This window comes from Deinococcus aerophilus (genome assembly GCF_014647075.1).
GTDB lineage: Bacteria > Deinococcota > Deinococci > Deinococcales > Deinococcaceae > Deinococcus > Deinococcus aerophilus.
In genome coordinates this window covers 14188-40563 of the sequence record NZ_BMOM01000025.1, presented here as the reverse complement: position 1 = coordinate 40563, position 26376 = coordinate 14188, and the positions used below count along the sequence as shown (strand labels likewise).

General features: G+C 67.4%; 21 protein-coding genes and 2 pseudogenes. 12 read left to right on the top strand and 11 right to left on the bottom strand.

What is annotated here, in order from left to right:
* The first annotated feature begins 181 nt into the window (after positions 1 to 181).
* Complete coding sequence (locus IEY21_RS13220; RefSeq protein ID WP_188904819.1) at positions 182 to 1039, top strand: hypothetical protein; 858 nt, start codon at positions 182 to 184, stop codon at positions 1037 to 1039.
* 115 nt (positions 1040 to 1154) lie between these two features.
* On the opposite strand, the gene IEY21_RS17145 is transcribed toward IEY21_RS13220, so the two are convergent.
* A complete protein-coding gene (locus IEY21_RS17145; protein WP_373290519.1) occupies positions 1155 to 1562 on the bottom strand; it encodes a transposase in 408 nt (135 codons plus the stop codon).
* 285 nt (positions 1563 to 1847) lie between these two features.
* Between IEY21_RS17145 and IEY21_RS16745 the strand changes: the two genes are divergently transcribed.
* The 3 genes from IEY21_RS16745 to IEY21_RS13205 all read left to right on the top strand — a co-directional run bounded on the left by IEY21_RS16745 (position 1848) and on the right by IEY21_RS13205 (position 4446).
* Positions 1848 to 2087, top strand: a complete 240-nt coding sequence (locus IEY21_RS16745) for an IS1 family transposase (protein ID WP_194499986.1) — start codon at positions 1848 to 1850, stop codon at positions 2085 to 2087.
* A 144-nt stretch (positions 2088 to 2231) separates the two neighbouring features.
* On the top strand, positions 2232 to 3239 hold the full coding sequence (locus tag IEY21_RS13210; RefSeq protein WP_188904818.1) for a nuclease-related domain-containing protein: 1008 nt from the start codon (positions 2232 to 2234) through the stop codon (positions 3237 to 3239).
* An 85-nt stretch (positions 3240 to 3324) separates the two neighbouring features.
* Positions 3325 to 4446: an HNH endonuclease signature motif containing protein gene (locus tag IEY21_RS13205; RefSeq protein WP_188904817.1), complete on the top strand. Its 1122-nt coding sequence runs from the start codon at positions 3325 to 3327 to the stop codon at positions 4444 to 4446.
* An 81-nt stretch (positions 4447 to 4527) separates the two neighbouring features.
* Here the strand turns inward: IEY21_RS13205 and IEY21_RS13200 are convergent, their stop codons facing one another.
* Positions 4528 to 5082: a hypothetical protein gene (locus tag IEY21_RS13200; protein WP_188904816.1), complete on the bottom strand. Its 555-nt coding sequence runs from the start codon at positions 5080 to 5082 to the stop codon at positions 4528 to 4530.
* Positions 5079 to 5576 carry a GIY-YIG nuclease family protein gene (locus IEY21_RS13195; RefSeq protein WP_188904815.1) on the bottom strand — a complete coding sequence of 166 codons (498 nt, stop codon included), beginning with the start codon at positions 5574 to 5576 and terminating at the stop codon, positions 5079 to 5081. Before IEY21_RS13195 ends, IEY21_RS13200 begins: the two co-directional genes overlap by 4 nt.
* A gap of 55 nt (positions 5577 to 5631) precedes the next feature.
* On the opposite strand from IEY21_RS13195, the gene IEY21_RS13190 reads away from it, so the two are divergent.
* Positions 5632 to 5976, top strand: coding sequence for a DUF6884 domain-containing protein (locus IEY21_RS13190; RefSeq protein WP_188904814.1), 345 nt, complete (start codon positions 5632 to 5634; stop codon positions 5974 to 5976).
* Here the strand turns inward: IEY21_RS13190 and IEY21_RS17140 are convergent.
* The gene (locus IEY21_RS17140) at positions 5943 to 6209 is read right to left on the bottom strand and encodes a tyrosine-type recombinase/integrase (protein ID WP_373290517.1); all 267 of its coding nucleotides are present in this window, start codon (positions 6207 to 6209) and stop codon (positions 5943 to 5945) included. The two genes, IEY21_RS13190 and IEY21_RS17140, sit on opposite strands and share 34 nt — an antisense overlap.
* On the opposite strand from IEY21_RS17140, the gene IEY21_RS17135 reads away from it, so the two are divergent.
* The 7 genes and pseudogenes from IEY21_RS17135 to brxL all read left to right on the top strand — a co-directional run bounded on the left by IEY21_RS17135 (position 6112) and on the right by brxL (position 17141).
* Entirely contained in the window at positions 6112 to 6417 is a 306-nt protein-coding gene (locus tag IEY21_RS17135; protein ID WP_373290516.1) for a tyrosine-type recombinase/integrase, read from the top strand. The two genes, IEY21_RS17140 and IEY21_RS17135, sit on opposite strands and share 98 nt — an antisense overlap.
* A gap of 394 nt (positions 6418 to 6811) precedes the next feature.
* The gene (locus IEY21_RS13180) at positions 6812 to 7648 is read left to right on the top strand and encodes an alpha/beta fold hydrolase (RefSeq protein ID WP_229753095.1); all 837 of its coding nucleotides are present in this window, start codon (positions 6812 to 6814) and stop codon (positions 7646 to 7648) included.
* 110 nt (positions 7649 to 7758) lie between these two features.
* Positions 7759 to 8325 (top strand): annotated as a pseudogene (locus IEY21_RS13175) (IS6 family transposase); the annotation flags it as partial.
* A gap of 885 nt (positions 8326 to 9210) precedes the next feature.
* On the top strand, positions 9211 to 10854 hold the full coding sequence (locus IEY21_RS13170) for a VWA domain-containing protein (RefSeq protein ID WP_188904812.1): 1644 nt from the start codon (positions 9211 to 9213) through the stop codon (positions 10852 to 10854).
* 3 nt (positions 10855 to 10857) lie between these two features.
* Positions 10858 to 13599: a tubulin-like doman-containing protein gene (locus IEY21_RS13165; RefSeq protein WP_188904811.1), complete on the top strand. Its 2742-nt coding sequence runs from the start codon at positions 10858 to 10860 to the stop codon at positions 13597 to 13599.
* The gene (locus tag IEY21_RS13160; RefSeq protein WP_188904810.1) at positions 13600 to 15681 is read left to right on the top strand and encodes a hypothetical protein; all 2082 of its coding nucleotides are present in this window, start codon (positions 13600 to 13602) and stop codon (positions 15679 to 15681) included.
* Complete coding sequence (brxL, locus tag IEY21_RS13155) at positions 15678 to 17141, top strand: BREX system Lon protease-like protein BrxL (RefSeq protein WP_188904809.1); 1464 nt, start codon at positions 15678 to 15680, stop codon at positions 17139 to 17141. Before IEY21_RS13160 ends, brxL begins: the two co-directional genes overlap by 4 nt.
* Positions 17142 to 17944: 803 nt before the next feature.
* Here brxL and IEY21_RS13150 read toward each other — a convergent pair.
* From IEY21_RS13150 to IEY21_RS13115, 7 genes and pseudogenes are all read right to left on the bottom strand, one after another.
* Positions 17945 to 18817, bottom strand: coding sequence for an FAD-dependent oxidoreductase (locus tag IEY21_RS13150; RefSeq protein WP_188904808.1), 873 nt, complete (start codon positions 18815 to 18817; stop codon positions 17945 to 17947).
* A gap of 327 nt (positions 18818 to 19144) precedes the next feature.
* Positions 19145 to 21085 carry an RNaseH domain-containing protein gene (locus tag IEY21_RS13145; protein ID WP_188904807.1) on the bottom strand — a complete coding sequence of 647 codons (1941 nt, stop codon included), beginning with the start codon at positions 21083 to 21085 and terminating at the stop codon, positions 19145 to 19147.
* A 292-nt stretch (positions 21086 to 21377) separates the two neighbouring features.
* Positions 21378 to 22544 carry a type 1 periplasmic-binding domain-containing protein gene (locus tag IEY21_RS13140; RefSeq protein ID WP_188904806.1) on the bottom strand — a complete coding sequence of 389 codons (1167 nt, stop codon included), beginning with the start codon at positions 22542 to 22544 and terminating at the stop codon, positions 21378 to 21380.
* Between the two features lie 250 nt (positions 22545 to 22794).
* Positions 22795 to 23640 carry a putative bifunctional diguanylate cyclase/phosphodiesterase gene (locus tag IEY21_RS13135; protein ID WP_373290518.1) on the bottom strand — a complete coding sequence of 282 codons (846 nt, stop codon included), beginning with the start codon at positions 23638 to 23640 and terminating at the stop codon, positions 22795 to 22797.
* A gap of 125 nt (positions 23641 to 23765) precedes the next feature.
* Positions 23766 to 24935 (bottom strand): annotated as a pseudogene (locus IEY21_RS16860) (diguanylate cyclase domain-containing protein); the annotation flags it as partial.
* Between the two features lie 221 nt (positions 24936 to 25156).
* Positions 25157 to 25588, bottom strand: coding sequence for an alpha/beta fold hydrolase (locus IEY21_RS13120; protein WP_188904820.1), 432 nt, complete (start codon positions 25586 to 25588; stop codon positions 25157 to 25159).
* Positions 25589 to 25924: 336 nt separating this feature from the next.
* The gene (locus IEY21_RS13115; protein WP_188904804.1) at positions 25925 to 26170 is read right to left on the bottom strand and encodes a hypothetical protein; all 246 of its coding nucleotides are present in this window, start codon (positions 26168 to 26170) and stop codon (positions 25925 to 25927) included.
* Positions 26171 to 26376 lie beyond the last annotated feature (206 nt).

Sequence of the window (26376 nt, the reverse complement as noted above, 5' to 3'; positions counted from 1 at the left end):
AGAGCGACATTGAACCGAACTTCATCGGTTCAGATTCTTTGAACGGCAGCCAGTACAGCTACAACATCATGGCGAGCGCTGCTGCTGGACAGTGGACGGCCCCGACCGGCGGCTACAGCGCTGTTGTCGACTACTACATCGGCTGGTAAGCACTTACTCTTTACATTTTTTAGGAGAACACATGAACAAATTGACTTCACTGCTGGGTCTGTGCCTTTTGCTTGTCGCGTGTGGCCAGTCGCCCTCCGCCCCCACTGCCCTGTACCCCGACTCTGCTTCTAAGCCCTCCTCGTTGGTGAGTAATTTTGAAACACAGGTGGCGTCGGATCTTCAACGGCTAGGCCTGGCTGGCACTCTAACGGAACAGAACTTTGCTGCTCCCAAGTCTTATCTAAATGTTCTGAAGCTCAGCAGCAGTGCCGCCCGCGCATACATCAAGACCACATATCCACAAAACACACCCTGCAGTCTCGACTGGGGCGACGGCTCCTCCGGTACGGTGATGACTCCTACACCCAGCACCATGAACACCCAGACCCAGGATCATGCGTATGCCAGCGGCGGTACGTACGCCATCAAGCTCACCTGTGGGAGTAACGTTAAAACCGTGAACTTCACGGCAGTGGTGCCAGCCAGTGCGTTGGACTTTGAGGACCTGGGCCCAGTTGTTGGGCAGGGGGGATTCGAGTTCGTCCAGTCCCCTTACATCTATAAGGGCATCGCGCTGGAAGGCCCAAGCTTAGTGATTGACAACAGCATCTATTTGCCGCAGGGCCATACTGGATTCTGCCTGTGCGATGACGTCACCATACGAAAGGCCGACAACAGCGCATTCACTTTCAAGTCCATCACCGTCGCCTCGTCGGGTAATGAAGTCACCCTGACAGGATTTGGCAGCAATGATCAGGTGATCGGTCAAGTCACGTTCAACAATCAAACCAGCGCTTACGTCACGCTTATGCCGAACTGGGCAGGAGTTACGCGCGTCGTGAGTACCGGGGGCGTGTGGTGGATGGACGACCTCACCCTGGGCCAGTGAGCCTCCTCACTGGAGCCAGGCAACTGATGGGGGTGCCCGCGTTGATGTGGCTTTAGCCTCTCAAACGGGAGAACACATGAAATGCTGTTGGATCTCTGTCCCGAATAACTTGCGTTCAAGCTGCTCCTGGTGCGTGAAAGGGCGTACTTGGCAGCCGGATCAGTGCGGGCAGTTTGGGCTGATTCCACCGCAGGGCATGGCACAGCCGCTCCGCGCCGTACCGCATGAGGCTCATGGCCGCTCGGCCATGAGCCTTCACCCTGATCGGCACCTGTGCGTGGAGCCACACGCTTCCCCTCAGACAACTGAGTCGCGCCAGGATCATCAGACTGCATAGGCGTTCCAATCGGTTGGGACGAGTGATGCCGGTCCGTTCCAGGTCGAAGCTACGGACCTTGAGGCTCTCGAAGGTACACTCTACCGACCAGCGCGCCTGATACAGAATGCACGTGTCCCACACACTGAAATCCGTGGCAATGGCCACCAGGTCCCCGCGGGGGACCTGGTGGCCACGGGCGTGCATCACCTCGCCGTACACATTGACTCGCTCAGCCAGGCAGCGCGCCTGTCCAACCCTCACATGTATCGACGCGTAGTTCGTCGACGACAGCGTTCTTCCGAATGCACATCGCTCGCTTGATCCTCTTGCGTTTCGGGGAGCGGAACCACTCGGTGAACTTCCGGTCGGCCACCAGGCCCTTCCGGCGAGACGTTGGAAGGGCCTTCAGAAGCCTGGACGCCAGCTGAATGCGCCGCCCCCCATCGTGGTTGAGGGCGGTCCAGACGAAGGGCACCGTAGTGGGAGGGCCTGCCCACTCCCTATCTCGGTGCGGTCTGTCACACAGACCGCCTGGCAGCCTATAAAGGCGTGGTTTTTGGCGCACGGCACGTCATTGGTGGCACACGGCACATCGAGCGGTTCAATGCCACGTTGCGCCTGCGGGTGGCGCATCTGGTGCGCCTGAGCCTGTCGTTCAGTCGCCAGCGGGCGCATCTCGAGCTCCTGATCTGGATGTTCATCCCCCGCTACAAAGCGTCATCGCGCTGAACCCACGGCCACCGCGTGCATGATTTGACAGGGGCTGAATACCGCCCTATATTGAGGGAATCAAAGCGGCCTCCGGGCCGCTTTTTCCACCTCCGGGTTCTGTGACACGGACGTCAACGACGGAAAGCCAAGCTGAGCCCATCCATGATTGTCAAAGAGCATCGGGTGCCGCCCACCACTGACAGGTTCCAGCGCGCCGGGGATGACGCGGAGAGGCAGATGGCGTTTTACCTGCGCCGCACCTACGGCACCGATCCCGACGTGCACGTCTTTCACAACCTCCGCTTCGAGCAGGGTGAGGACGCCGCTCAGATCGACCACCTGATCCTCCACCGCAGCGGTGCCATCATCCTTGAGAGCAAGAGCGTCACGAGCGCCGTGCGGATCAACGAGCGAGAAGAATGGGCCCGGCAGTGGAACGGCCGCTGGACAGGCATGCCCTCTCCTATCTTGCAAGCTAGGCGGCAGGCCGATTTTCTGCGCTCCTTGTTGGAGGCCCACCGGGAGGAGCTGCTCGGCAAGTTCCTCTTCGGGTTCAAGCAGAAGAGCTTCCGGGCGTTCGTCATTGATGTGGTGGTGGCCATCAGTGACCAGGGTGTCGTGCAGCATCCAGGCAAGCTGCCGGATGTATGCAAGGCGGATCAGGTGCCCGGCCGGGTGAGGGAGCTCATCGCGGACCACGTTCAGCTGGCCAAGGTCTTCAGCAAGGATCCTCGGTCGGACACCTGGGGAGTCACGATCACGGCGGAAGAATTCGCTCGCCTCAGCGCGTTTCTCCAGTCCAAACATATGCCCCGTAACCCGCAGAACCCGGCGGTCACTCCTCCCCTGCCCGCCCAGACAGAGCCCCCGACACCGCCTTCGCAAGCTGCTCCGGCGGTGTCGGTCGGCAGCCGGGCCCAGCGTCCATCAGAGGCCCCCACCGTCACCTGCCGGCATTGTCAGGGTTCAGGCGTCGAGGTGGCCTACGGAAAATATGGGTACTACCTCAAATGTCTTCAGTGTGAGGGCAACACGCGGATTCAACCCACCTGCCCCACCTGTCAGGCCAAGGCCCGCATTCGCAAGGCGGGAGCCGAGTTTTTCGCGGAATGTGCGGACTGTCAAACCAGCTTCCTGTATCACCGGAACCCGCCTGTCACTCGTGTCTGAAGCGGAGCGCCCTGGGCCATATCAAGAGCCTTTCACAGCAAAGTCGAACGATGGCCTCACGCCGGTCTCTCCTGGAGGTGGGCCCATGGACGACGGCCGCGCGGTCCTCGCCACCCTGCTGCGCCATGAGGCAAAATCCAACTCCTACAAGTTCGCGCTGGTCCGGGCCCTCAATGACCTGGCCCTGCTGTATCCCGGGCCGAGCGGTCAGAGGGTCATCGTGCCGTTGCGGCTCGTGGCCGAGCGCTGGCTGGTGTCGTACTGGGCCTTCGTGGGGAACGCCCCGGTCTATCAGGGACCACGGGCCCGGCGCGCGGTAGGAACCGTGCAGGACCTGAGCTTCCGGGAGGCCCTGACGGCGCTGCGCGGCGCATGGGAAGAGTGGACGGGCACATGCAGCGGCCCAGCGGACGGAGCGCTGCTGCTCGCCGCGTTTCAGGTGGGCCGCGGCAGCCTGCCCGAGCCGTTGCGGCGGCTCACGCAGGCGACGATCTCGGCCATTGCGCAGGCGGTGCGGCAACCCGTCAGATATGCGGGGACAGGGAATGCGCACGCGCTGTTCGGGGCGCCCGCCCCGGCCGGGACGCTGAGTGGGCATCCCCTTCCCGGCACGCGTCCGGCCGAGCCCGCCTTCGTGGTGCCTGCGGCGCTGTGGCAGACCTGCCGTGACCTGTCGCTGTGGGTGGAGGCCCTGTGCCTGCACGAGTGGAGCCTGTACGTGGAACGGGTGACCCAGGACGTGCCTGTGTCCCGGGGACAGGTGTTTACCCTGCTGACCTCCTCCCCGGTGGCCCGGATTCCCCTGACCTGGGAGCGTCATCAGGTGCAGTTGTTAATGCTGGAAGGTGCCGTCTTTCACTGCCCGTGGACGCACAAGTCGCTGACGCCCCAGGGCTTTGATCTGGACCACCTGATTCCGCTGAGCGCCCATCCCCTGAATGACCTGTGGAACCTGGTCCCCAGCGATCCGGTTCACAACCAGCGTGTCAAACGGGCGCGCCTGCCGGACTCCGCCCGGTTGCACTCGGCCCTGCAAGCCCTGGAGCAGACCTACCGCCTGTACGGGCAGCAGTCCTCCACGGGTCCGGTGCTGCGGCGGGATGTCCTGGCCCGTTTTGGCGTCCCGCTTGCCGCTGGCGCCCTGGCCCAGCAGGTGTGTGGACTGGTCGACCATGTGGCCGAGGCCAGGAACGTTCCCCGGTACTGAAGGACCGACGCACAGTTGAATCCCCTTACCGCCCGTCGACGTTCAGCAGCCGTTCGCCGTGGAGTGCAGAGGCCAGCGCGATCACCTGTTTCTCCGCAGACGCCACCGATTCCCTGAACCCGCTCGGGCCACGGCTGTCCTCGAACCACGGCAGCAGCAGCATGTGCACGGGACGGTGCACATGACCGCGAACAGGGTCTGCGACCAGCGGCGGTACTTGACGGTGGGGCCTCGGTAGGCCGTGAAGCCAAACATCGCTTGGCTGAGATCCCCCAGGTGATAGTCCAGACCGTAGCCCCAGCGGGCGAACCTGTCCGGATTGTGCCGGATGCCGTCGATGTTCCTGCTCACGGCGTGCGTCTTGCCCCGCCGCTCCGCCTTGCCCACGTAGAGCGGTGTGAAGTCATGCTGTTCGCCGATCCCCATGAGGTAGATCAGTCCGGTCCAGTCGTCCCGACTCAGGCCCTGCTCTATGAGGTCGATCATGGCGTCCTCGAACGGGGCCGAGCGGGTCAGGATGCGGCGGTCTCGTGCTTTGCCGCGCTGATGAGTGTGTACCTGGAGGCCATCCGTTTCGAACAGTGGAGCGAAGTGCGCCCCGGGAAAGGCATCGAGCCAGGCCTGCAGGACCGTCATCGGGCCTGCCCCTCGTGGTTGAGGAGCCGCAAGGGGTAAGCGTCCGCCGCCAAACCGACGAGCTGATACTCCACCGCCCCGATGGTGGTGGGAAAGTCCGGGAGTGGGGGAAACTGGACGTTGTCCTGTCCCACCACCAGCAGGGCCAGGTCGAAGCGGACGGTCTCGTGGCCCTCTCGCAGGAAGCGGCTGCGCCAGCGGGCGTAGCTGCCCTCGCCCTTGGTCAGGCCCGCGAGATGCTGGCTCCAGCGGGTCATCGGCGACTTGGCTTTACCGATATAGGCGGGCGTGTCCTCCTGCGGACGGCGCTCGCTGAGGATGTATACGTATTCCGCTGCGCGCTGGCGTCCGGCGAGGCTGGTGAGGCGCGCGAGCACGGTGCGTCGGTCGATCGGCTCGCCCTGCTGGGCGAGGGTGAGGCTGTGGGCCCGGTGTGCGGTCACCCAGCTCTCGAACAGCATCCGCTTGCGCAGCGTATTCCCCTCGGCAGTCATGCCGCCATTGTTTCAGATGGGCTTCCATGACTCGCCGGCAGGTGCATGATGGGGCATGCCCGGAACCCTCGTGATCGTGCCGTGTGGCGCCAGCAAGATCTGGGCCAGGCAGCCTGACCTGGGCGCGGTGATGGCGAAGGACGCCTACACCGGGCCGCCGTTCGTCCTTCACCGTCAGTACGCCGAGCGCTTCGGCGACGCCTGGATGATTCTCAGCGCCAAGTACGGCTTTCTGGCTCCCGACGATTTTCTGCCCGGACCGTACGAGGTGACGTTCAAGAAGAGGCATGGAAACGAAAAGCCGCTGAGCCGCCACTTTCGTGAATCCGTTTACATCGGCGGTCACAAGACCGTCGAGAGACACCCCTATTGCCAGGCAATCTTTTCGACCTTGGCCTGAAGATCCCGCTGGGTGGCCCGGGTGTGACGGGCCGTGGTGTCCAGGGAATCGTGACCCATGATCTGGGCAAGGCGGTGCAGCGGCACCTGTTCGGCCATGACATAGCCGAAACGGTGCCGCAGGTCGTGGGGGCTGATGTCCAGCTTGGTGGCCTCCCACCTGCTGACGTCAGAGGAACTCGGACGCTTCTTCCGGGCCGTACGCGATGGTGGCCGCGTTGAGCATGAAATCATGCTCAAACTGCTGTTCTTCACGGCCGTGCGGGTTGGCGAACTGGTCAAGATCGAAGTGGCCGATCTCGACCTCGCCGCCTGCAAGATCTTCGTCGGCCAGGGCAAGGGGAGCAAGGATCGCTCCATTCTGTTTCCGCAGACCTTCGGCCTGGTGCTCAGGGCACACCTCGTGGTACACCCCCACCAGGTGCATCTGTTCGAGACGTAATGGTGCGAACCGTATACGGTTCGCCGAGTACAGCAGATCGTGCAGCGCTACCGGGAGACCGCTGGGCTGAGCGCCGCCGTGCAGCCCCAGCTGTTCCGCCACCAGATGCTGACCTTCCTGACGGGCCAGAAGTCGTCAGATGCGCAGATTCAACTGCTTAGCGGCCATGCCAGTAAGAGGAGTCGGGAGATTCTATCGGCACCTGCCGCTGGACGCCGTGGACACCACATATCAGCAAGCCGTCCGGTTCATCGACCTCTAGCCCCCGGATTCTGGTGGGCTCCGATGCAGCGCCGTCCCTCACCCGCCGCCCGAGGCGCCCCGCCGGGGAAGGCTCAAGAGGTCTTGGCGTGATCGGGTGCCTGGCCACACGGCACGCCCCGACAGTCAGGGGGTGACGTCACCCACTCCCGCCACCCTGCCCACCACTCATCACCGCTCCGGTTCCTCGCTCCACCACATCCGGCGCGGCCAGGGCAAGCCGCTGCTGTTGATCCACGGGCTGGGCAGTTCCTGGCAGACCTGGGCGCCGATCCTGGCCGGACTGGAGGCGCAGCGTGAGGTCATCGCCGTCGATCTGCCCGGCTTCGGCCACACTCCCCCACTGCCCGGTGAGGTGACCATCGCCACGCTCGCCGACGCGCTGACCGATTTTCTGACGCGCGAGAACCTCCTGGGCATCGACGCCGTGGGCACCTCGATGGGCGCCCGACTGGTGCTGGAGCTCGCGCGGCGCGGGGGCGTCCTGGAAGCGGTGGTTTCGCTTGATCCAGGCGGGTTCTGGCAGGGCTGGGAGCGGGGCTTCTTCTACAGCACGGTAGCCGCGTCCATCCGGCTGATCCGTGCGCTTCAGCCGGCCATGCCCGCCCTGACGGCTTCTCCCGTCGGCCGCAGCGCCCTGTTCGCCCAGTTCTCCTCGCATCCCTGGGCCCTGGCGCCGGAACTCACCCTGACCGAGATGCGGAGCTTCGCCGCCTCACCGTCTACCGACGAACTGCTGCGCAACCTGGCATTCGGCGAGGAGCAGCGGGGAATCCCCCGGGGCCGGTTGGAGCACCCGCTGGTGATCGGCTGGGGTCGCTGGGACCGGGTGTGTCTGCCGGTTCAGGCATCGAGGGCTCAGGAGCTCTTTCCTGACGCCCGGCTGCAGTGGTTCGATCACAGCGGCCACTTCCCACACTGGGACATGCCCGCACAGACGCTGCGGCTGATTCTGGACACCACCGCCTGACAGGGCAGCCGACGGTTTGCGGGTAGTCACCACACTCGCCCGAAAACACCCGTTAAGGAGTCAGGACGTGGACCGGTTGTGGCAAGTTGTCGGGATAGGGTGATGCAGTGCTGATCGGTCAGAAGCTCCCTGGGTATCGGTTCGCCCTCCCGGTTACTGGCTCCGCCGCCCATGCTCTATCACCGCTTCACCCTGAGTTACCGGGGTGTCGAAGAACTCCTGCTGGAATGGGGCCTTGCCGTGACGCGTGAGTCTATTCGGACGTGGTGCATCAAGTTCAGTGACCTCTTCCCGGTGGTACCTCGACGTTACGGCACCTGGACATCGGCGGGGTCACACACTGGCTCTGGCGGGCCGTCGATGAACACGGAGCTGTGCTGGATGTTTTTTCACAGCAACACCGGGAGACCGAGGCTGCCAGGTCGTTCTTCCACCGGCTGTTGGGACAACACGACGTGCCTGAGGTCATTTACACCGACAAACTATGGAGCTACGGTGCGGCCCTGCGTGCACTTCCCGTGCTCCACCTCGTGGAGCACGTCCAGGTCGTGTCCACGGCTCGCTGTGACAACCTGACCCTGCAATCCCACCGCCCCACACGACGGCAGGAACGTCAGCAGCGAGGGTTCAGGTCACGACCCCGGGCACAGGGCTTCCTCGACCTGCACGCCCGAATACGGTTCTGGGGGGCGTCATTTCCGGTCCATCATGGAGGCCGCGCCGTGCACTCCCGTGATCATCGTGTCGTTGAGGCTCATTCCACTCCTGTGAGCGTTGAATCGGGCCCGGCGGTCCCGCCAGGTCAGGGACAGGCTCTGTTGGGGTGGAGGGTTATAGCTTGGCGTTCAAGAGTGTAGGCGTCAAGGCGCCTGAGTGCCGGCGGCGTGAATATATACACGCCGCCCCGCCTCCATCAGGTCCGTCGTCACGGACTCCCCGGGCACCCGGTCATGTCCCCAGCCTGGGCCGGAGCGGGGGCATGAGGGAAAGGCGGGCGGGCTGGGGAGTCTACAGGGATGTATATATTCGCAGCATGTCCCCTGGTCCCCCCCTGTGTCCAGAGACCGGTCCAACGTGGTCCCCTGTCCGGCCACGGTGTCAAAGCGGAGGCGGTCTGCGGGGTCACGGCCGGAGAGGTGCGGGCGTATCCACCGCTGAGACACGCAACCACCGGCGAGCGCGGGGCGACTTCGGCAACCTGAATGGAGAAAACCCTCACCCGGCTTGGTGAAAGCGGAAAGCTTGGTTCCTCTGGAGAGGGTTCACGCAGCGCATTCGACCCTTTCAGTGGCCTGGACGCAGCGCCACGTCAATCAATGTCACGCCTTGCAGGCAGACTTTTTGCAGGAGGGCACCATGCCGGCACTGTTGCAACCAAAAGAAGGACGGTTGCCCATACCCCAAAGTCTTCTGGACTGCGCATGGAACCGTAGCCGGCACAACGCCAGATGTCCGCTGCTGGCGTGTTCGGTTACGCCCAGGCCAGCCCCGAAAATCGCCCTGACGTGCCACATGCTCACTTTCGCCTTTGGTGAGAGGAAGACAGGAATACAATGAAGAACGTGACGTTACGTCCTGTCGCGCTTGTCGCACTCGCACTCATCAGCCCCACGGCAGCCGCAGCGTCCAGCTGTCCGGCACCGGCTGCATCCGCTCCGGGCCAATTGCCTGAACACCACCGCTACGTCTTTCTCGTTGACACCAGTGGCAGCATGCGGGGCGTCGGCGGTACTCCCAATATCTTCGGTCGGGTTAAAAGTGAGCTCAAGCGCTTCCTGGCCAGCGCACCGGACGGCTCTACCGTGCAGTTCAACACCTTTGATGCCCGGCTGAACTCTGGTCCAACCTTCGACCTGCCCGATGAGCGGCAGGCCTTTCAGGCTTATGTGGACCGCCTGCAGGCCAATGGCCAAAGCACACACGTCTACCGGGCGCTGGACGAGACCCTGACGGCGCTTCCTGAAGCGCAGCAAAGCGCCACCATGCTGTATCTGCTCACCGACGGCAAGGACAATGACCAGGCATCCGCCACCCGTCTTCAGAGCTTTTTACAGCGCTATCAAGTTCAACGCGGTCCCCATGATTGGCTGTACTACATCACCCTGGGCCTTCAGACTCCAGCGGACGTTCAGCAGGCCCTAAAGAACGTTCCGCGCACCCAGACCCTGAGTGCAGCCCCCGGGCAGTTGCCCCGCCTCAGCGTGATCACCATCCAGCCGGGCCAGCTCAATCTCGGCAATCTGCGGCTGACTCCCGTGGCTCAGCGTGACCTCAACGTCATCACCCAGGGCACTTCTGTAAACCTGCAGGCGCAGGTGGTCAGCCCCGACCTCGAGCGGCACGGTGCCTACCTCACGGCCCGGCTGAATGCCGCCCGCAGCAGCGGGTTGAGCAGTGTCCGCTTCAGCCTGAAAAATACCGAAACCCTTCCGCCGGGCACCTACCGCGCCCGGCTCTGCCTTTCCGGACCGGACGGCGCCGCGGTCCAGCCGGGGGCGCTGGAGCTCAAGCTCGCCTATCATCCGGCCGCCCACTATCAGCTGGAGGCCCAAAAAGCAGCCGGCACGCTTGAACTGAAACGCGGTGAGGAACAGAGCGTCACGTACACGCTGACCGGCAATCCCTGGGCCACCGGACCAGTTGCCGTAGAGGCCCAGGCGCCGGAGGGCCTCGGCGTGACCCTCAACGGACAGCCGCAGACGCAACTGCGTCCCGGGGACCGCCTGCAGGTGATTCTCCGGAACCAGGCCCTTCCGTCTGATCGCGCGCAGCAGGTCCAGCTGCGGCTGCGCGCCCCGGATGGCGAGACCGGACCTCTGGCTCCCCTGACCGTCATTCAGCCCAAAACGTTCCTGGAGCGGTTCTGGCCACTGCTGATGCTCGCTGCGCTGCTCGGCGCGGCCGCCCTGCTGTGGTGGTGGACCTCACGCCGTCCCTGGGCGCTGGCTCAGATCGACGGCCAGACCTTCAAGCTCCGCAGCGAGATCGTCCACCTGGAACAACTCACGGGAAGTCCAGACCTGCGGCACCTCAGCCTGCGGCGCCGCAACACGCAGGGGCGCCTGCACAAGATCCCCGAGGGCGTCGAGGTGAGGGCCGGCCGCGACCTCCTCGAAACGAACGACGTCCTGGAACGCAACGAAGAACACACCATCCTCCGCGACGGACAACTGGTCGCGCGCATCACCCTGAAACAGGCGAGGTAACGCATGTCCATTCCCACCCATCATCTCAAACGCACCGTGCTGATCGGTCTGGGCGGCACCGGCAAGGAAGCCCTGCTTCACGCCAAACGGAAGTACATCGAAACCTTCGGGGAGGTTCCCCCCCTCGTTTCGTTCCTGGTCATCGACACCACCAACGACAACGCGACCACCGTTCCTGCGGTGACGCCGAACGGCACCGTCGAGGACATCAAGCTGAACGCGAACGAACTGCTCCACATCGTCGCCCGCGGGGCCAGCGCACTGCCCAAGGTGAACGACGAGGTGCGCGAGTGGTGGCCGCCCAAGGCCAGTTTGAAGTCGAACATCCTGTCCGGGGCCGGGCAGGTGCGCGCCCTGGGCCGCCTGGCGCTGTTTGCCAACGCGAAACTGGTCTACGACACCCTGCGCAATAAACTCGCCGACGCCCGCGACTACAGCAAGGTCCGTACGCCGGAGGGGGCGCGCGCGGTCTACGAGTCCATGAGTCCCCACCTCACCGTGTGCGTGACCGGCTCCATCGCGGGGGGCACAGGCTCCGGCACCTTCATCGACGTCGCGCTGCTGCTGCGCGACCTGCTCAAGGACGAGGACCAGCTGTTCGGGTATCTCGTGTTGCCGGACATCTTCACGCCCAACCCCGGCACACAGAATGTCGAGGCCAATGCCTACGGCGCCCTCAAAGAACTGGACCATCTGATGACCCGCGACGACACGTGGTCGTACCCGTTTGGCGGACGACGCATCAACGTCACCAAGAAACCCTTCGACATGGCCTTTCTGATCAACCGTCAGAACCGTGCGGGCAAGACCTTCAACAACAAGGAAAACCTCAGCGAGCTGATTGGCATGGGAATGTTTCTTGCCGGCGGCCCCCTCGGCAAGGAGCAGGCGGACATCTTTGACAATATTGTTGTGCAGCTCACCGAGGGGCAGGGCAAGTTCTACGGTAAGACCGCCCACTATGCCAGCTTCGGAGCCGCCGAGATGCGGTTCGAAACCGGAGACCTCGATCTTCAGCGCGCGGTCCTCACGGCTCAGCAGGCGTCCACCTGGCTGGACGACCGGGCCCGGCCCTGGCCTTTTGACCTGACCGGCCACACCCTGCTTGCCGGCGTGACACCTGAGGAGGTTCCTATCCGCCTGGAAGGGGCCTCTTCGGTGGAACAGGAAGCCGGCCGCTGGGCCAGCCTGACAGAAGATCTCGATACGCTCGTCAACCAGGTTCGGGACGAGCAGTGCCGGGAGTGGATGCGCCGGGTAGACGACTTGCAGAGCGATCTGGACTCGGCGCTGGCACGCGGCTTCCAGGAAGGCCATACCCTGTACGACCTCACCGACGGCCTGCAGCAGCTGCGTGAACAGGTGGAAGCGAAGGTCGCGCACGCGCGGGAGTCGACCCAAGAAGCCCAGGAAAAGTTCGGCAGCAACAAGGACAAGACCCAGCGAAGCATACAGGAGAACAGCACCTTGAAGCGCAGCAGGGGCCTGTTCCGCAGGGAACCCGAACTGGATCTCGTCCTGACCCGCCGCAAACTCGAGGTCCTGAAAAGCGACGCAGTCGCCTGTGGTGTGGCGCAGGCACAGGCAGAGACTCTCGAACGCATGGCGGCGCGCCTGAGCGCCACGCATACCCGCCTCCTGAATCTGCGGGGCAAGCTCAGCAGCTGGTTCGAGCAGCACAGGACCAACGTGCAGGCCAGCAGCGTGCGGCGCAAGCAGGGTGCCCAGCCCTTCACGCTGGCCGTTCCCCCCGCGTACGTGCCCGGTCCTCAGGTACCGGTGACGCGTGAATTTCAGGCAGGCGAACGCCTGCGGACCCTGGGCCTGAGCGCCCTGCTGGGCGAGGACTACACCACAGCGCTGAGCCGCGCTTTTGCCGTGGTGCAGGCCAGCAACCTGCGCGACTGGCTCAGCGCCGCGGCGCAGCAGAGCCACGGCGAGACGCAGCGCCGCGAGGTCGAGCGGGCCTTCCGGGAACTTGATGAGATCAGCGCCCCCTGCTGGGACTACCAGGATGCCTGGGTTTCCAATCCGGCGGTCGGTCATCTGGAGCAGCTGAACATTCTCGGAATCGAAGACAAGCGCGACGCCACACATCCGGTGTTCAGTTCCACCGTTCAGGATGTTTTTGCCGGGCACCTGCACAAATTTCAGCACGTCTCTACCCGCGACCCGGGGCGCATCATCCTCTACAAGATTGAAGCGGCCATTCCCGCCTTCGCGCTGGCCGGTGCGCAGACGTACCGCGAGAAGTACGAGACGCTCAGCGCCAACGGCAGCTACCACATCCACCGCGACTGGGAACATCTGCCTGACCTTGCCCCCCTTCCCGACGCCGAAGCCGCGATGGAACTGTGGGTCAAAGCCCGGATCACCGGTTGCCTGCGTGCCACAGACAGCGGCATATACCAGTACCTCTCGGACCGGGAAGGGGTCCCCCGCTGGTACGATCTGCAGCGTGCCGCTCCCGCCGCCTTCGCCCATCTGGGGCGCGACTTCTTCCTGTACAAGGAACTGGAACGGCAGGCAGAAGGCCGATGGAACAACCTGGCCGAGGACCAGCTGCTGCTCAACCTGGAACACTTCTCGGAAAAGAGCGAACAGCTGCAGGGAGACGCGCAACGGGACGAAGACGCCCGCCGCTTCTTTGCGCAGCAGACTCAGGCCGCGCGTACCTTGGAGCGGCAGGTGCGGGATGGACAGGCCTTTGAGATCGCCGACGACTTCGAACCTGTCTTTCCATAAATGCTCCACCCCACCCTGCTCACCGCCTTTCCTGGCACGGCCCAGCAGCTGCTGCCCGACCTGCAAGCGCACTGGAAGACGCGCCCGGGCCCACTGCTCGCGGCTTTGGAAGTCAGCGCCCACCCGGAAGACCTGACTGCCGCCCTCATCCGGCTGCTCGCGCAAGACCGGCAGCTGCAGCTGCGCCGCCAGGGGCACCGGACCGACAGCGCCGTCACCCTGGTGTGGCTGGCCGACGCCCACGATCCGGGCGTGGGCGCCGCCGTACAGAAGCTGCGCGGGCTCCTGCAGCACGCGGAGTGGGCGGGACTGGAAGTCCGGCTCCACTTGCTGCTGTTTTTACCCGATGTCGCCCGCCCCGATCCGCACGGCTGGGAACAGGCGCGGGCGCAGTTGCTCGAGCTGCGCGAAGACCCGGACGCGACGCCTGTCACCCGCGTCTGGCCGCTGTCCCTGCGCAACCGCGCCGACCTGTACCTGCGCGCTGCCCAGGATCTGCTGCCGCTGCTGGCCCACTTCGTCGAGCTGTGTGTTCACAGCGGCGACGTACTGAATCCGGCCGTGCCCAGCGGCCGGGACTGGGCGGGCCTGGGTCTGGCGCGCATGCAGCTGCGCGGCGCGCCGATCAGCGAGATCGCAGGTCAGCTGTGGCAGCTGCTCCGCGAAGAACAACTGGGGCCCCTACCGCCCTTGCCTCCAGCACCCGAGGCGCTCCAAGCCGTGGTGGACAGCGTGCCGCCTGGACAGGGCCACCACGCCGATCCCTGGGCACAGGCCGCCATGCAGGCGCTGCGCCCGGCGCGCGAGCAGCTGGAGCGTCAGCTCTCGCAGCTCGACAGCCTGCTGCCCTGGGAATATGGCCGCGAGGCGCTGCTGCGCGGACTGCCCCACCTGCAAGAAGCGCATGTGCGGCTGAGGGCCGCTGTGAAACGCTCCGGGGAAGCGCTGGACGCGGCCGTCGCTCCTTTTGATGACGTGGCGGGCGTGGGCGGCAAACGGGCCCGCTTGCGGCGCATCAACGCCCGCCTCAATGTGGGGCGCAGCGTCGACGAGCACGAGCTCGATCGGCTCAACGACGCGCTCGCTCCGGTTGACGACGCGCTGGGTGAGCACAATGCGCAGGCGTTTTTGGACATGGAGCGCGAGGTGGCCGAGCGCCGCAGCCGTGTCCAGCGTTGGAGCGACCAGCTGTCCGAACTTCGGGAGGAACTGGCCGCCCTGCCGGAGCCTCCACCTGCTCCGCCGCCCGGGTGCGTGGGTGGGCTCCTGCGTCTGCTGCGCCGGGTGCCCCCACCCCCCGAACCTCCCCAGGTGCTCCAGCGCCGCACGCTGGAGCGGCGGGTGACGGCCCTCTACGCGGACCTGCAACGGGAGCATGCGCAGCTGACCGCCCGTCGGCTGCGCTGGGACAACCAGCTCATGGTGTACCGGCTGGCGCTGGCGTACCACGAGGCGGTCCGCCACGAGTCCGAGCGCGCGGATCAGGCGCTCGCCCACCTGCAGGCGCTCACGGCCGAGACGGCGCGGACTGAGAACGACCAGCCGCTGGTGATCACCGCCACGCGCGAACAGCACATCCCCCCCGAGGCGCTCCGTGAGGAAGCGCGGGCGCTGCTGCGTCAGGGCCTGGGGGAACTCTTCTGGGATGACGACGTGGACGAGGCCCGGTCCCGGGTGCGGGACGCGGGACTAAGGCTGCGCGAAGAGCACAGGTCCCCCCAGCTGCATGACCTGGACGAGAACCTCTGGGCCACTGCCCTGCTTGCTGCCGCTCCCCGGGTCGTCAGCCGCTCCACGCCGAGCCAGCAGCTTACCTTCACCCTGCTCGGCGCGGTCAACCCGGTGCCCCTGGCCAGCCATTACACCGCCCACGACACCTGGTTCCCGGACGAAACCCTGCTCGTGCAGATGCTGTGGCCCCTGCACCCCGATCAGTTGCTGATCCTCGACGGAACCAGCACCCCGCTTGCCGCCGTGTCATCTCCCAGCCTTGATGACGTGCTCCCCCAGGAAGTGACGCCCATGCCCTCCCACGACGAACGCCACAACCCCGCCCTTGACGAACTTTTCGCGACGCTATGACCCAACCTTTTGAAGGGCGACTGCTGTCCAAATCCCTCGCCAAACGCCGCGTGTTCCACGGCATTCCCCGCTACGTGGTGGAGTACCTGCTCGCCAAATTCGCTCCGGCCGGTGCCGACGCCGACGTCGCGCGCGTGCAAAAGCTGCTGCAAGAACGTCACGTCGCCCCGGAGCAGCGGGAATGGGTTAAAGACCAGCTGCTGCGCCACGGGCAGTTTGTCCTGATCGACGAGCTTGAGGTGCAGGTGGACCTCACCAGTGCGCGCCACCATGGTCGCCTCCCCACCCTGGGAACCCTTCGCGTCGACATTCCCTTTGAGTTGCCCGAAAAACATCCGAATGTCTTGCACGGCCTGTGGGGAACGGTGAAACTGGGCTACGACCAGAACCGCCGCATCCGGGTGCAGGAGTTTGTGCCCTTTCAGATCGGTCGCGTGAACCTCGACGAATATCAGCAGGAGCGGGCCCGCTTCAGCGAGACCGAGTGGATCATCCTGGTGTTGCGCAGCGTCGGAATTGAAACGGGCCCGCTCTCCCGGCGCCTGCAACTTCTGTACCTCGTGCGGCTGGCACCGTTGGTCGAACCCAACCTGCACCTGATGGAGCTCGGTCCCCGTCAGACCGGAAAGACCTTTCTGCTGCGCAACACCAGCCCCGGCGCCTTCGTGGTTTCGGGGGGGCGCACCACTCCTGCCACGCTGTTCTACCATCAGGCCGCCCGGCGACCGGGACTGCTCAGCACCCATCAGGCCGTCATCTTCGATGAAATCAGCCACACCACCTGGGAGGACCCGGCGCTGCTGTCCACCCTCAAGGACTACATGGACTCCGGACAGTTCAGCCGCGGGGACAAGACCTTTCATGCTCACGCCTCGCTGCTGTTCATGGGCAACGCCGAGCGGGAGGACACGCCGCTCACCCAGGCGCTGCCCCGTGGGCTGCGCGGTGACACGGCCTTTCTCGACCGTCTGCACGGCCTGCTGCCCGGCTTCGAATTTCCCAAAATCACGGGAGAACTGCTCACGGACGAGCCGGGTCTGGTCACCGATTACCTGGCGGAGGTGTTCAAACGGCTGCGCAGCGTGGCCCTCGAACCGGAACTGGGCGCGCTGCTTCCCCCTGGCCTGACCCAACGGGACCGCCGAAGCGTCGAGAAACTGGTTTCCGGCGTTCTGAAACTTCTGTATCCAGCGCGCGACTGGCCGCAGCAGACCCTGGAGGAGGTGGTGGCCCTGGCCCTGGAATTGCGGGGCCGGGTGCACCGCGAACTGCATCACTTCAATCCGCGCGAGTTTCCCCACGCGCACCTGGGCGCTCCGCCCGCACAGAGTGAGCCGCCCGCCGCTGCGCTGCCGGCACCGAACGCTGTCAGTGAGGAGGTTGCGGCCGTGGTCGTTCCCGAAGCACCCGCCGACCTGGAGGTCAGCCCGCCTGAACCCGGTGGGGTGTCCAGCACCTGAAGCGACGCGGGCAGTGCACCTCTGAATGCCGGTGCAGGTGTCCAGCCCGGCGTAGCTTCTCTGCATGGTCTGCCCGTGGGATGTGGAGATACACCATAGGGAAGCGCCAGCAGCTTTGGTACCGCGGTGTTTCCGAAACACAACATCCAGGACGACTTCGCGCGCATCCCCCTCCCGCGCCCTGCCCCGCGGAGCTTGACCACGCTGCTGCGAACCGTGCAGACAGCACCCGCGGCCCTGAACCCCTGCGGGCGGGCGTGAAGGCGCAGAGACGGAACTTGATTCATGACCTGAAGCTCGAAGAGCGCCTACTCGGCCTGGCTGCGTCGCCGCGTGTACAAGCGGCTCCGGAGACCGCGTGAAGTACGAGAGGCGGGTACTCAATGACTGAAACAGGCCAGGGCCGGTGAACATCTCGCCCGGCTTCAGCGTTGCCTGGACTTTCACCCCCAGACAGCGCCGATCTCCCCGACACGCGGAACAGCACAACCTCAGCGACCACTTCGGCGGCGCGGTGCACCTCCTTACCCGCGGCCAAATAGGAGGCGGCCATGTTCCGCGCATTGTCGAGAAATGGCCGGACCAGGGTCATTGACGCGCAGCGTACATGACGGTCGCCCGTCGCCGTCGGTAGACCACACCCTCTCGGCCGGTCCTGCGTTCCCGACCGGGCAGAGCGAATCCGCGCCTGCAGGTGCTGTGCCTGCCCGGATGCTTTGCCCGGCACCGCCCGCCTGCCCCACGCGCCGGTTTCCTCAGGCCCCGCCCTTCCCGTGTCTATTTCCCGTCTGCCGGGCCCGCCCTCACCCGCCCACGACCTCGCCAAGTTCCAGGTCGTACCAGCCGAGCTCGCTGACCCCAGGGATGGCCTGCACGCCGTCTGCGGGAACGACCGTGAGGTGCGTGTCCCAGGCGTTGTCGGTGCACAGCCGGCCCTTGTACTGCAACCCGGCGCGGGGACTGTAGTACACCTGCTCGATCTGCATCTCCCGGTGGTCGTGCAGCAGACAGATGCCGGTGGTGCCCCCCAGCAGGACGCGGACGCGGTCGCCGTCCGCGGAGGGAGGCGGGGTGACGTCCAACCACGCCGGCGTCCGCGCGGTCTGCGCGGCCTCGCGGGCAAGCTGCCGCAGAGCCGCATGAACGCGGATCAACCCACCGTCGTCTGACGCTCCCTCCAGGTCATACGCCGCGAGGCTCACGGCCGTTTCCAGCACGCGCGGCAGAACGCCGTCCCCCAGCAACCGGCCCGAGAGGCGCAGGCTGCCGTACGTCTGGTCATAGATGACGACCACGCCGTCTCCCCTGGGCAGGCCGGGGCGTTCGACGCGGAGCTTATCGGTGGTCACGCCGATGTCGCGGCTTTCGAAAGGCACGGTCAGCCGGAAGGCATCCAGGATGATTTCCGCCAGGCGGCCACGCGGCACGTCACCCTGCGGCTGCGGATGATGCAGGACGATCCCGGTCGTGTACATGTTGCGCGAGAAAAGCGGCTGCTGGTAGTAGATGCCGGTCCGGTGCGGATCGAGTGGGTAGGGGCTGTGGAACGCGCTCGGGCCGCGCCGCTCCTCGAAGCCGACGACGCTCTCAGAGATCATCACGTCGCAGTCCACGGCCTGCAGTCCGCCGTGCTGGACCGCCTGGTGAACGCTGCCCACGTCGCGGGCGTTCTCCACGCGGCCAGCGCCCTCTACCCTGTGTTGAGGCCCGCGCCACTGAACACATCTGCTGAGCATGAACGAGGTGGGGATGACTGCGGCGGTACGGACCGAACAGCCGTTCGGTCAGATCCAGGCAGCCTGCAGCCGTAGAACGGGCGCTCCGCCCAGGGCACCGTGGGCCGTCTGGCATGGCTCGAGAAGTTGCCGGAACGGACCCGCGGGATGCTCGCCGCCTCGCCGAACGAGAAACTCGGGGTAATCCCAAACGTCAGGGGGGTGCCGACCGCCCTCCTTCGAGGCGCGCCGTGGCGACCCTCGTGCCGCATCTTCTGGGGCTGTCGGCTACTCCCCGCTGCCAGTATTGGGAACACAGTCCTGAGCGTCGCCGGCGCGGACGCCGGGCAGGTCCTCGGGGCACAGCGGCGTGGGCAGCCACGGCCCGCCGTGGTCCCCGCCCCCGCCGATCAGGCGGCCGACGAACCCGGCCAGCCGGTCGGCGTCGTCTCCCGGCTGCGTGAGCAGCACGCTGAGCTCCACCGGCCGGGGCGCGGCCCCACAGGCGAGGTAGGTGGGGATCCGGGCGTCCTCGACCCGCAGCAGCCGGGACGTGCCGCGCGCCGGACCGCCCCAGCTCACCGGCGGCGCGTTGTTCTGACGGACGCGCACCAGCCGCACGCCGGCGCGTCCCCACGCGTCCTGCAGGTCGCGCCGGTTCAGCTGTGCGAACTCGATGCGCTGCGGGTCGATGCGGCTGTCGGCCAGCCACGGCCACAGCCCCACGGCGTGGGTGCTGTCGACGACCACCAGCGGCGCGCGGCCCGCTTCCAGTTCGCCCTGGACCGTCTGGTCGATGAACGCCTGGAACTGCGCCTGGCCGGTGTCCGCGTTCAGGGTCACCGGCTGGGTCCCGGTGAGCCGCTGCTGAACCTGAGTCAGCGGCTCCCAGGAGGTGGGCTGGAGCTGGTGGGGCGCGGTGGGGTCCTCACGGCCAACGCAGGCCTCCACCCGGCCGGTGTGGAGGCAGAGCCGGAAGGCCAGCGCGGCCCAGCGCCCCTGCCCCGAGGGGCCCAGCGGCAGGGCCGTGAAACCCAGAACCACCTCGGGTGCGCTGCCGGGGGCCTTGACCTCACGCACACCGGTCCACGGCACGAGGCCCAGTGGCGCCAGCGGCGCGGCCGCACCTCGCAAAACCGCGATCCTGTCGTGCTCGGGCACGCTGGCCGTCGCGAGCCGGCCGTCGCTGCCGCGCTCCTGAACGTACACCCGGACGCGGTCACCGCAGTGGGGCGCGGTGTCGGTGTGTTCATCCAGGCCGTAGGCGCGCGCGAGGACCGGATACTCGCTGTTGACGCTGTGCGGGCTGATCCCCGCGCTGAGCGTAAAGGCGTGCGCGGCGTGCTCGCTCAGCACGTAGCCGGTGGTGTTGCCCAGCTGGGAGCCAGGACTGGTTTCCCAGCATTTCCGGTACACCTCCAAAGCAACCAGCGGCCGGGAATGGCCCGGCAGACTGAGCACCCGGACCCGCACGACCTGAATGGTCCATGCGCCGTCACCCTCCTGAACCGGCGCGCCGATCAGTTCGGCGTGGCCCTGAGCGTGCCGGGGCACCACGCGGCGCATCACCCCGCTGCCGGGCAGCAGCTCGTGGCCGTGCAGCGCCCCGGCCACGGCGTCGGCCAGCGCGGGGTACGCGCCGTCGCTGCCGGGCCGTGCCGTGCCGTTGGCGGACGCGCCCCAGGTGTGCACCGCGGCGGGCAAGGTGTGCACGGCGAACAGCGCCCCGCGGGCGTGCAGCCCCTGGAGGTCCCGCAGGGCCGCCTGCAGCGCGGCGTCGGCGGCCCGCGCCCGGCCGATCTCGGCCAGGGCGCCGGTGATCCAGGCGTCCATCATGGCGGTGGCTCCCGCGAGCAGGCGCGGCCGGTCCGCCACGTTCGACCACGCGAGCTCCCCGCGCTGGTCCCCGTAGGCCGCGCCCATGCGGGCGTCCAGACGCTGCAGGCCCGGGAGGTGCAGCTCGGCCAGGGTGGCCAGCGAGCGCGTGGGCAGGGCGCCGGGCCGCAGCAGCGCGCTGAGCTGGCCCAGCGCCCCGGCGGCCGGCGGCGACCAGCTCAGGACATGCCGCGCCGGGGTGGCCAGCACGGCGGGCAGCACGAAGCCCAGCGGCGTGGGCCCATCGGGCGTGGAGGCGAGGAGCGGGCGCACGTCCGGCACGGCGCCGTGCACCGTGGCCGTGGGCGAGAAGAGTGGGGCGTCGGGGATGGCGGAGCCAAAGGGATTAGCCATGACGGCAGCCTGGCACCACCCCCTTTTGGCGTTTTTTGCCACGGCTGGGTCGTTCGTCTGGTTTTTGAGCCCCCCGCAACCGCCTCAGGCGCGGTCCAGTCACGCCCGCCGAGCGCCCCTCGCCCACGGTCCGTCGTGTCCACCGGCGTCACGCCGCTCAGGGCGACGGCCGCGTTCACGGTCTGCGCGTATGCCTGTCGCCTCTGGCCGTGCGCGCGGCGCCAGCGGTCGGGGTCGCCGCCGAAGATGTGCCGCACGCGTGCGTCTCAGACGGAAGATTGACCCGCACCGGTCAGCCGTTTGCTGTCGCCGGACAAGACGTCTTGTCCGGCGACAGCGTCGATTCCGCGCGGCCCAGTTCCTGACGCAGATGCGCCAGAGTCTCGGCCAGCGTGCGCGACGCGAGGGCGTGGACCACACGGCGCCCCAGCGCGTCCGCGTCGCCCTGCCCCGCGTCCAAGCGCCGTTGCAACGCCCGCAGCTCTGCCTCACTCAGCGCACCCCGCCCGAACGCCCGCACCAACCGGGTCACGTCCGCACTGCCGTACACCACCGGCGGCTCCTCGGGCGGCGCGGCGACCTGCTGCGGCGCCGCCGGCGCCGTCACGACCGGCGCCGCGTGCGCGCCGTAACGCTCGGGGTCGTCCAGCACGTTGCACAGCAGCCCCGGCCAGTTCTTGACCTGCCCGCCCCGGGCTTCGGTGTCCGCGCGGACCTGGCGCACGCGCTCCAGGCACCGCCGCACGCCCGCCGCACCGTGTTGCCGGACGAAGTTGCTCGCCCTGGCCCGAGAGACCCGCTCGGCGCACAGCAGCGTCACCGAGGCGGCGTCGGGTCCGGCGTCGGCGATCTCGAGCCGCGCCCGGCGTCCCTGTCCGGGGACCTGGACGCCGCCGATGACACCGGCCGCGCGCAGGTCGTCGACCATCGTCAGCAGGGCGCGCCGGGCGTTGTCCGGCCGGCCCGAGAGCCCCAGCAGCCCGCACAGCGGCATCAGCGGCAGGCCGAGTGCGCCGCCCGTCTGGCCCGGCAGCTGCCGCAGCGCGCCGAGCACCCCGTACAGCGCCAGCGCGCCGCTCGGGATCTCGGGCCTGATGCCGGGCGTGGGGCACGCCCGCGCCCGCAGGACCTGGGCCAGCACCTCCGGCGAGACCTCGATCTGCAGCTCGCCGCTCGGCAGCAGGGCGGCCGGCTTCAGCAACCTGAACTCGCCGGTCAACCCCAGAAACGCCGGGGCCCGGTGAACGGCGTAGGTCACGGCCGACAGGCGGTCCAGCGCCGCGTACAGCGCCGTGTGCTGGCGTCCGCCGTACCCCAGCCCCGACGCCTGCAGCAGGGCGGGAACGGTGAGCCGCACCTCGCCGGTCTCGGTGACATGCCGGGTCAGGGCCATCAGAACCCGCAGGTCGGCGCCGTACGGAAGCGCCACGGCGCTGCGGGCGGTATAGGCGAGCGCCACCGGTCCGAGCAGGACGTCTACCGCGCGGACGGTATCGGTGGGGCGAACCGGTGACGACGGGTCCTGCCCACGGCGTGTCCGTGTTCAGGCGCCGGGGGTACACGCGCGGGGGGCACGCGTCCCAGCCCACACGACGGGCCGGCCGCCCCACGTCAGGGGCGTCTGATCGACCCCGGGATGCGCGTCTGACCGCCCCCACCGGACCGGCGGCCGGGCGCATGCCGGCCCCAGCTGCCTCGCCGCGGCCGACTCACTCCACGGAGCTGAGCCGGCCCAGATCCAGCCGCCGGCCCATGACCTCGGGCGCGGCGGGCCGGCCCGTCAGGAAGCCCTGCACGGCGGCGCAGCCCAGCGCCCGCAGGGCCGCGAGCTGACCCGGCGTTTCCACGCCCTCGACCACCACCGGCAGGTTCAGGCTGCGTGCCAGGGCGAGCAGTGCCCGGAGCACCTGCCACGACGACGGATCCTCGGTGACCCCGGCGAGCAGGCTGCGGTCCAGCTTGACCTCCTGCAGGGGCAGGGTCAGCAGCGACGCGACGGCCGACGTCCCGGCCCCGAAGTCGTCCAGCGACAGGATCACGCCCAGCGCCCGCAGGCGCGTGAGCTGCTGCGCCGCGCGCCCGGGATCCTGAACTGTCAGACGTTCGGTGAGCTCGAGCTTCAACCGTTCGGGCCGCACGGCGTGACGTGCCAGGGTGGCCGCCACCACGTCCACGAAGTCCTCACGGATCAGCTGCGCCGGCGAGACGTTCACGGCCACCGGCACGTCCAGCCGCCACTCGGCCGCCTGCCGGCACGCCTCGTCGAGGACCCAGGCGCCCAGCGGCACAATCATCCCGGTGGCCTCCGCCACCGGGATGAACTCCGCAGGACCCACGGCGCCCAGTTCCGCGTCCGTCCAGCGGGCGAGCGCTTCTACGCCCACGAGCCGGCCACCCACCACGTCCACCTGCGGCTGAAAATGCAGGCTCAGCGCCTGCGCGGCAATCGCGGTGCCCAGCCGGGTTTCCAGCCGCAGCCGCGCACGCGCCGCGGCGTCCATGTTCGGCGCGAAGAAGCGCACCGCGTTCTTGCCCTGCTTCTTGATCTCGTACATCGCCAGGTCCGCGTGCCGCAGCAGGTCGTCGGGCTGCGTTCCGTCCTGCGGGAACACGCTGATCCCGACACTGCGGCCCACCGTGACGGCCAGACCGCCCACCCCACCGTGCACGGCGTCATCACGGCCTCTTGGACGCGCCGCGCGACCCGCGCGGCGTCATGCACGCCCTGCAGGTCCGGCACCACCACCACGAACTCATCGCCGCCCACCCGCGCGACCGTGTCGCTGGGCCGCAGGGTCCGCTGCAGCCGGACGGCGACTTCCCGGAGCAGGTCGTCTCCGGCCGCGTGACCGAGCGTGTCGTTCACGCGCTTGAAGTCGTCGAGGTCGACGAACATCACCGCGAGTTGCGTGCCGCTGCGCGCGGCCCGGGTCTGCTCCTGACGCAGGCGGTCCATGAGCATCACGCGGTTGGGCAGCCCGGTCAGGGCGTCGTGGTGCGCGTCGTGGGCCAGGCGGTCGTTCAGCTGCCGCAGCTGCGCCTCGATGCGCTGGCGCTCGCTGACGTCCCGGTCGATGCCCAGCACCAGTTCACGCCCGCCCAGCATCACCAGGCTGGAGTGGGTCTCAATGGGAAACACGCTGCCGTCCCGGCGGCGGTGCGTGCCCTGCCCCCTGGCCGCGCTGCCCGGCGCGCGGATCCACCCGAGCAGCGCCGCGCCCTCGCGCGCCATCAGGTCGTCCTCGTGCAGCTGGTCGATGGACTGCCCGATCAGCTCGTGGCGGCCGTAGCCGTTCATGCGGGCAAAGGCCTCGTTGCACTCCACGATCCGCCAGGGCAGGCGGTCATCATGGGGATCAATCAGGACCACCCCATCCCCGGAGCGCTCGAACAGCACCCGGAAGCGCGCCTCGCTCTCCTCACGTTCCAGGCGGATGCGGCGCTCGTCGGTGACGTCCAGGCCGGTGGCCACCAGCAGCTCGATGTCGCCGTCCACACCGAGCAGGTGCGTGGTCGCCCAGGTGATGTACCGGCGCTCTCCCCGGGGGGTCATCCAGTAGTTCTCGTAGGGGCCGATCGGCCGGTCCGGGGTCATGGCGGCGTACGCGGCCTGGGCGCGGGCCGCCTCAGGCGCGTCCAGCACCAGCGGCCACAGCACCTCGCCGAGCACGTCCGCCTCCCGGCGCCCGCTCAGTCGCTCGCACGCGGCGTTGAAGCGCTGGATGCGGCCCTCACGGTCGAGCACCACGATCAGGGCCGCCGTGATGTCGAACGCCGCCGCCGTGATGTCGGGGCGGATCAGGCCCGCGGAACTGGACTCCGGGCCTGCGTGCGTACGGCAGGTCGTCATCGGCCCACCGTAGCGGAGCGAGACTGACAGCGGTGTGACAGCCGCGTCCCGCACGCGTCCGGATCGACGTTCCGGGTCCGGACGGGTCCAGCCGCCGGACTTCAGCCCCGCACCGCCGCCGCCGCCTCCATCGCCGCCGCGTCGTCGCCCAGGGTCAGGGCGATGGCCTCCAGGCGCGCCCAGCCCGGCGACCGGGACAGGCCCGCAAGCTGGTCCTTCGCTCAGGCCCACCTGCCGCAGCAACACCGTGACCGCCGCGCTCCGGTGTCTCCCGCCGCGAGGGCCTGATCCAGCTGCGCGCGGTATGTCCGCCACCGCCGACGGGTCACGCCGTCGTCATTGAAGCGAGGCTGGTCCATGGCGAGCCCGCGCACCTTCCCTCCGAGCCGGACGGCCGCCTGCAGGGCCAGGGCCGCTCCGGACGAGTGGCCCCAGACCAGGGCCGGGCCGCCGAGCTGGTCCATCAGGGCGTCCAGATCCTCGACTTCCCGCTCAAGCGTCTCCCACCCGACCGCGCCAGACCGCACGTCCGTGCTCTCGCCCCGGCCCCGGCGGTCGCAAACGGTGGGCGAACTGCCTGCGTTCATGTGGGCTCCTTCAGAACACGCGGCGGCGCACAGGGCGACCGGGCGGTACCTCCATGATGCCTCCAGGGTGTCCGGTCTGCATGCTGCGGCAACACGATCAGGGCTGAGCGTGTATCTCCCCGCTTTTGCGGACCCAATTGATCGTGTTTTCCGGTTTCAGAAAGCGGCCGCCCGTCGCCTGTGTCTGCATTCTGGTCCGGTCTCCCGGCCGCTCACCCCCCGGGCTCCGGAAGGCCACCGCCCCGGGTGAGATGCTGTTCGCCGTCTCCACCAGCCGGAGCAGGTTATGCGTTCCTTTCCTCACCATCCGGCTGTGCAGCGGCTCCATCGAGACCGAGGCCGCCTCGGCGTTGAACCCGGCTTTGGGACCTCGGGACCGCTGCAGCAGACGGACCACAACGGTCAGCAGCCCACCGTGATCAGACGCTGCCGACCGTCGATCAGCGTCACCCAGGGCGCGTCGTCGGCGTTCTCGTCGGGGTCGCTCCCCAACAGCCGCCCGGTGTTGTGCGGGCGTCCCCGCGCGGCCGCGAGCACATTGTTCAGAAGATCTGCCCACTGCCGCTCCCGGCAGTACCCGCGCACGCAGATCGGTACCCGGTCCTGCCCGGGCTGCTGTCGCAGCCCGGGCACCGTCGAGTCGATCACCCACCTGGCCGCCGGCGCCAGCGGCCGGACCACCGTCTCGCCGGCAACCAGACCGGCGGTCAACCGGCTTCAGGGGGAGTCAATGTGCTTTTTCGTGTATGCCTCCAGGGGGACCCGGGTCGGTCCCGACCCTGGATGGCACTGTGGCTCAGGGGGATTGAGCGAATCTGGTTCACCGGCGTGGACGACCAGGGTCCACCGACGAT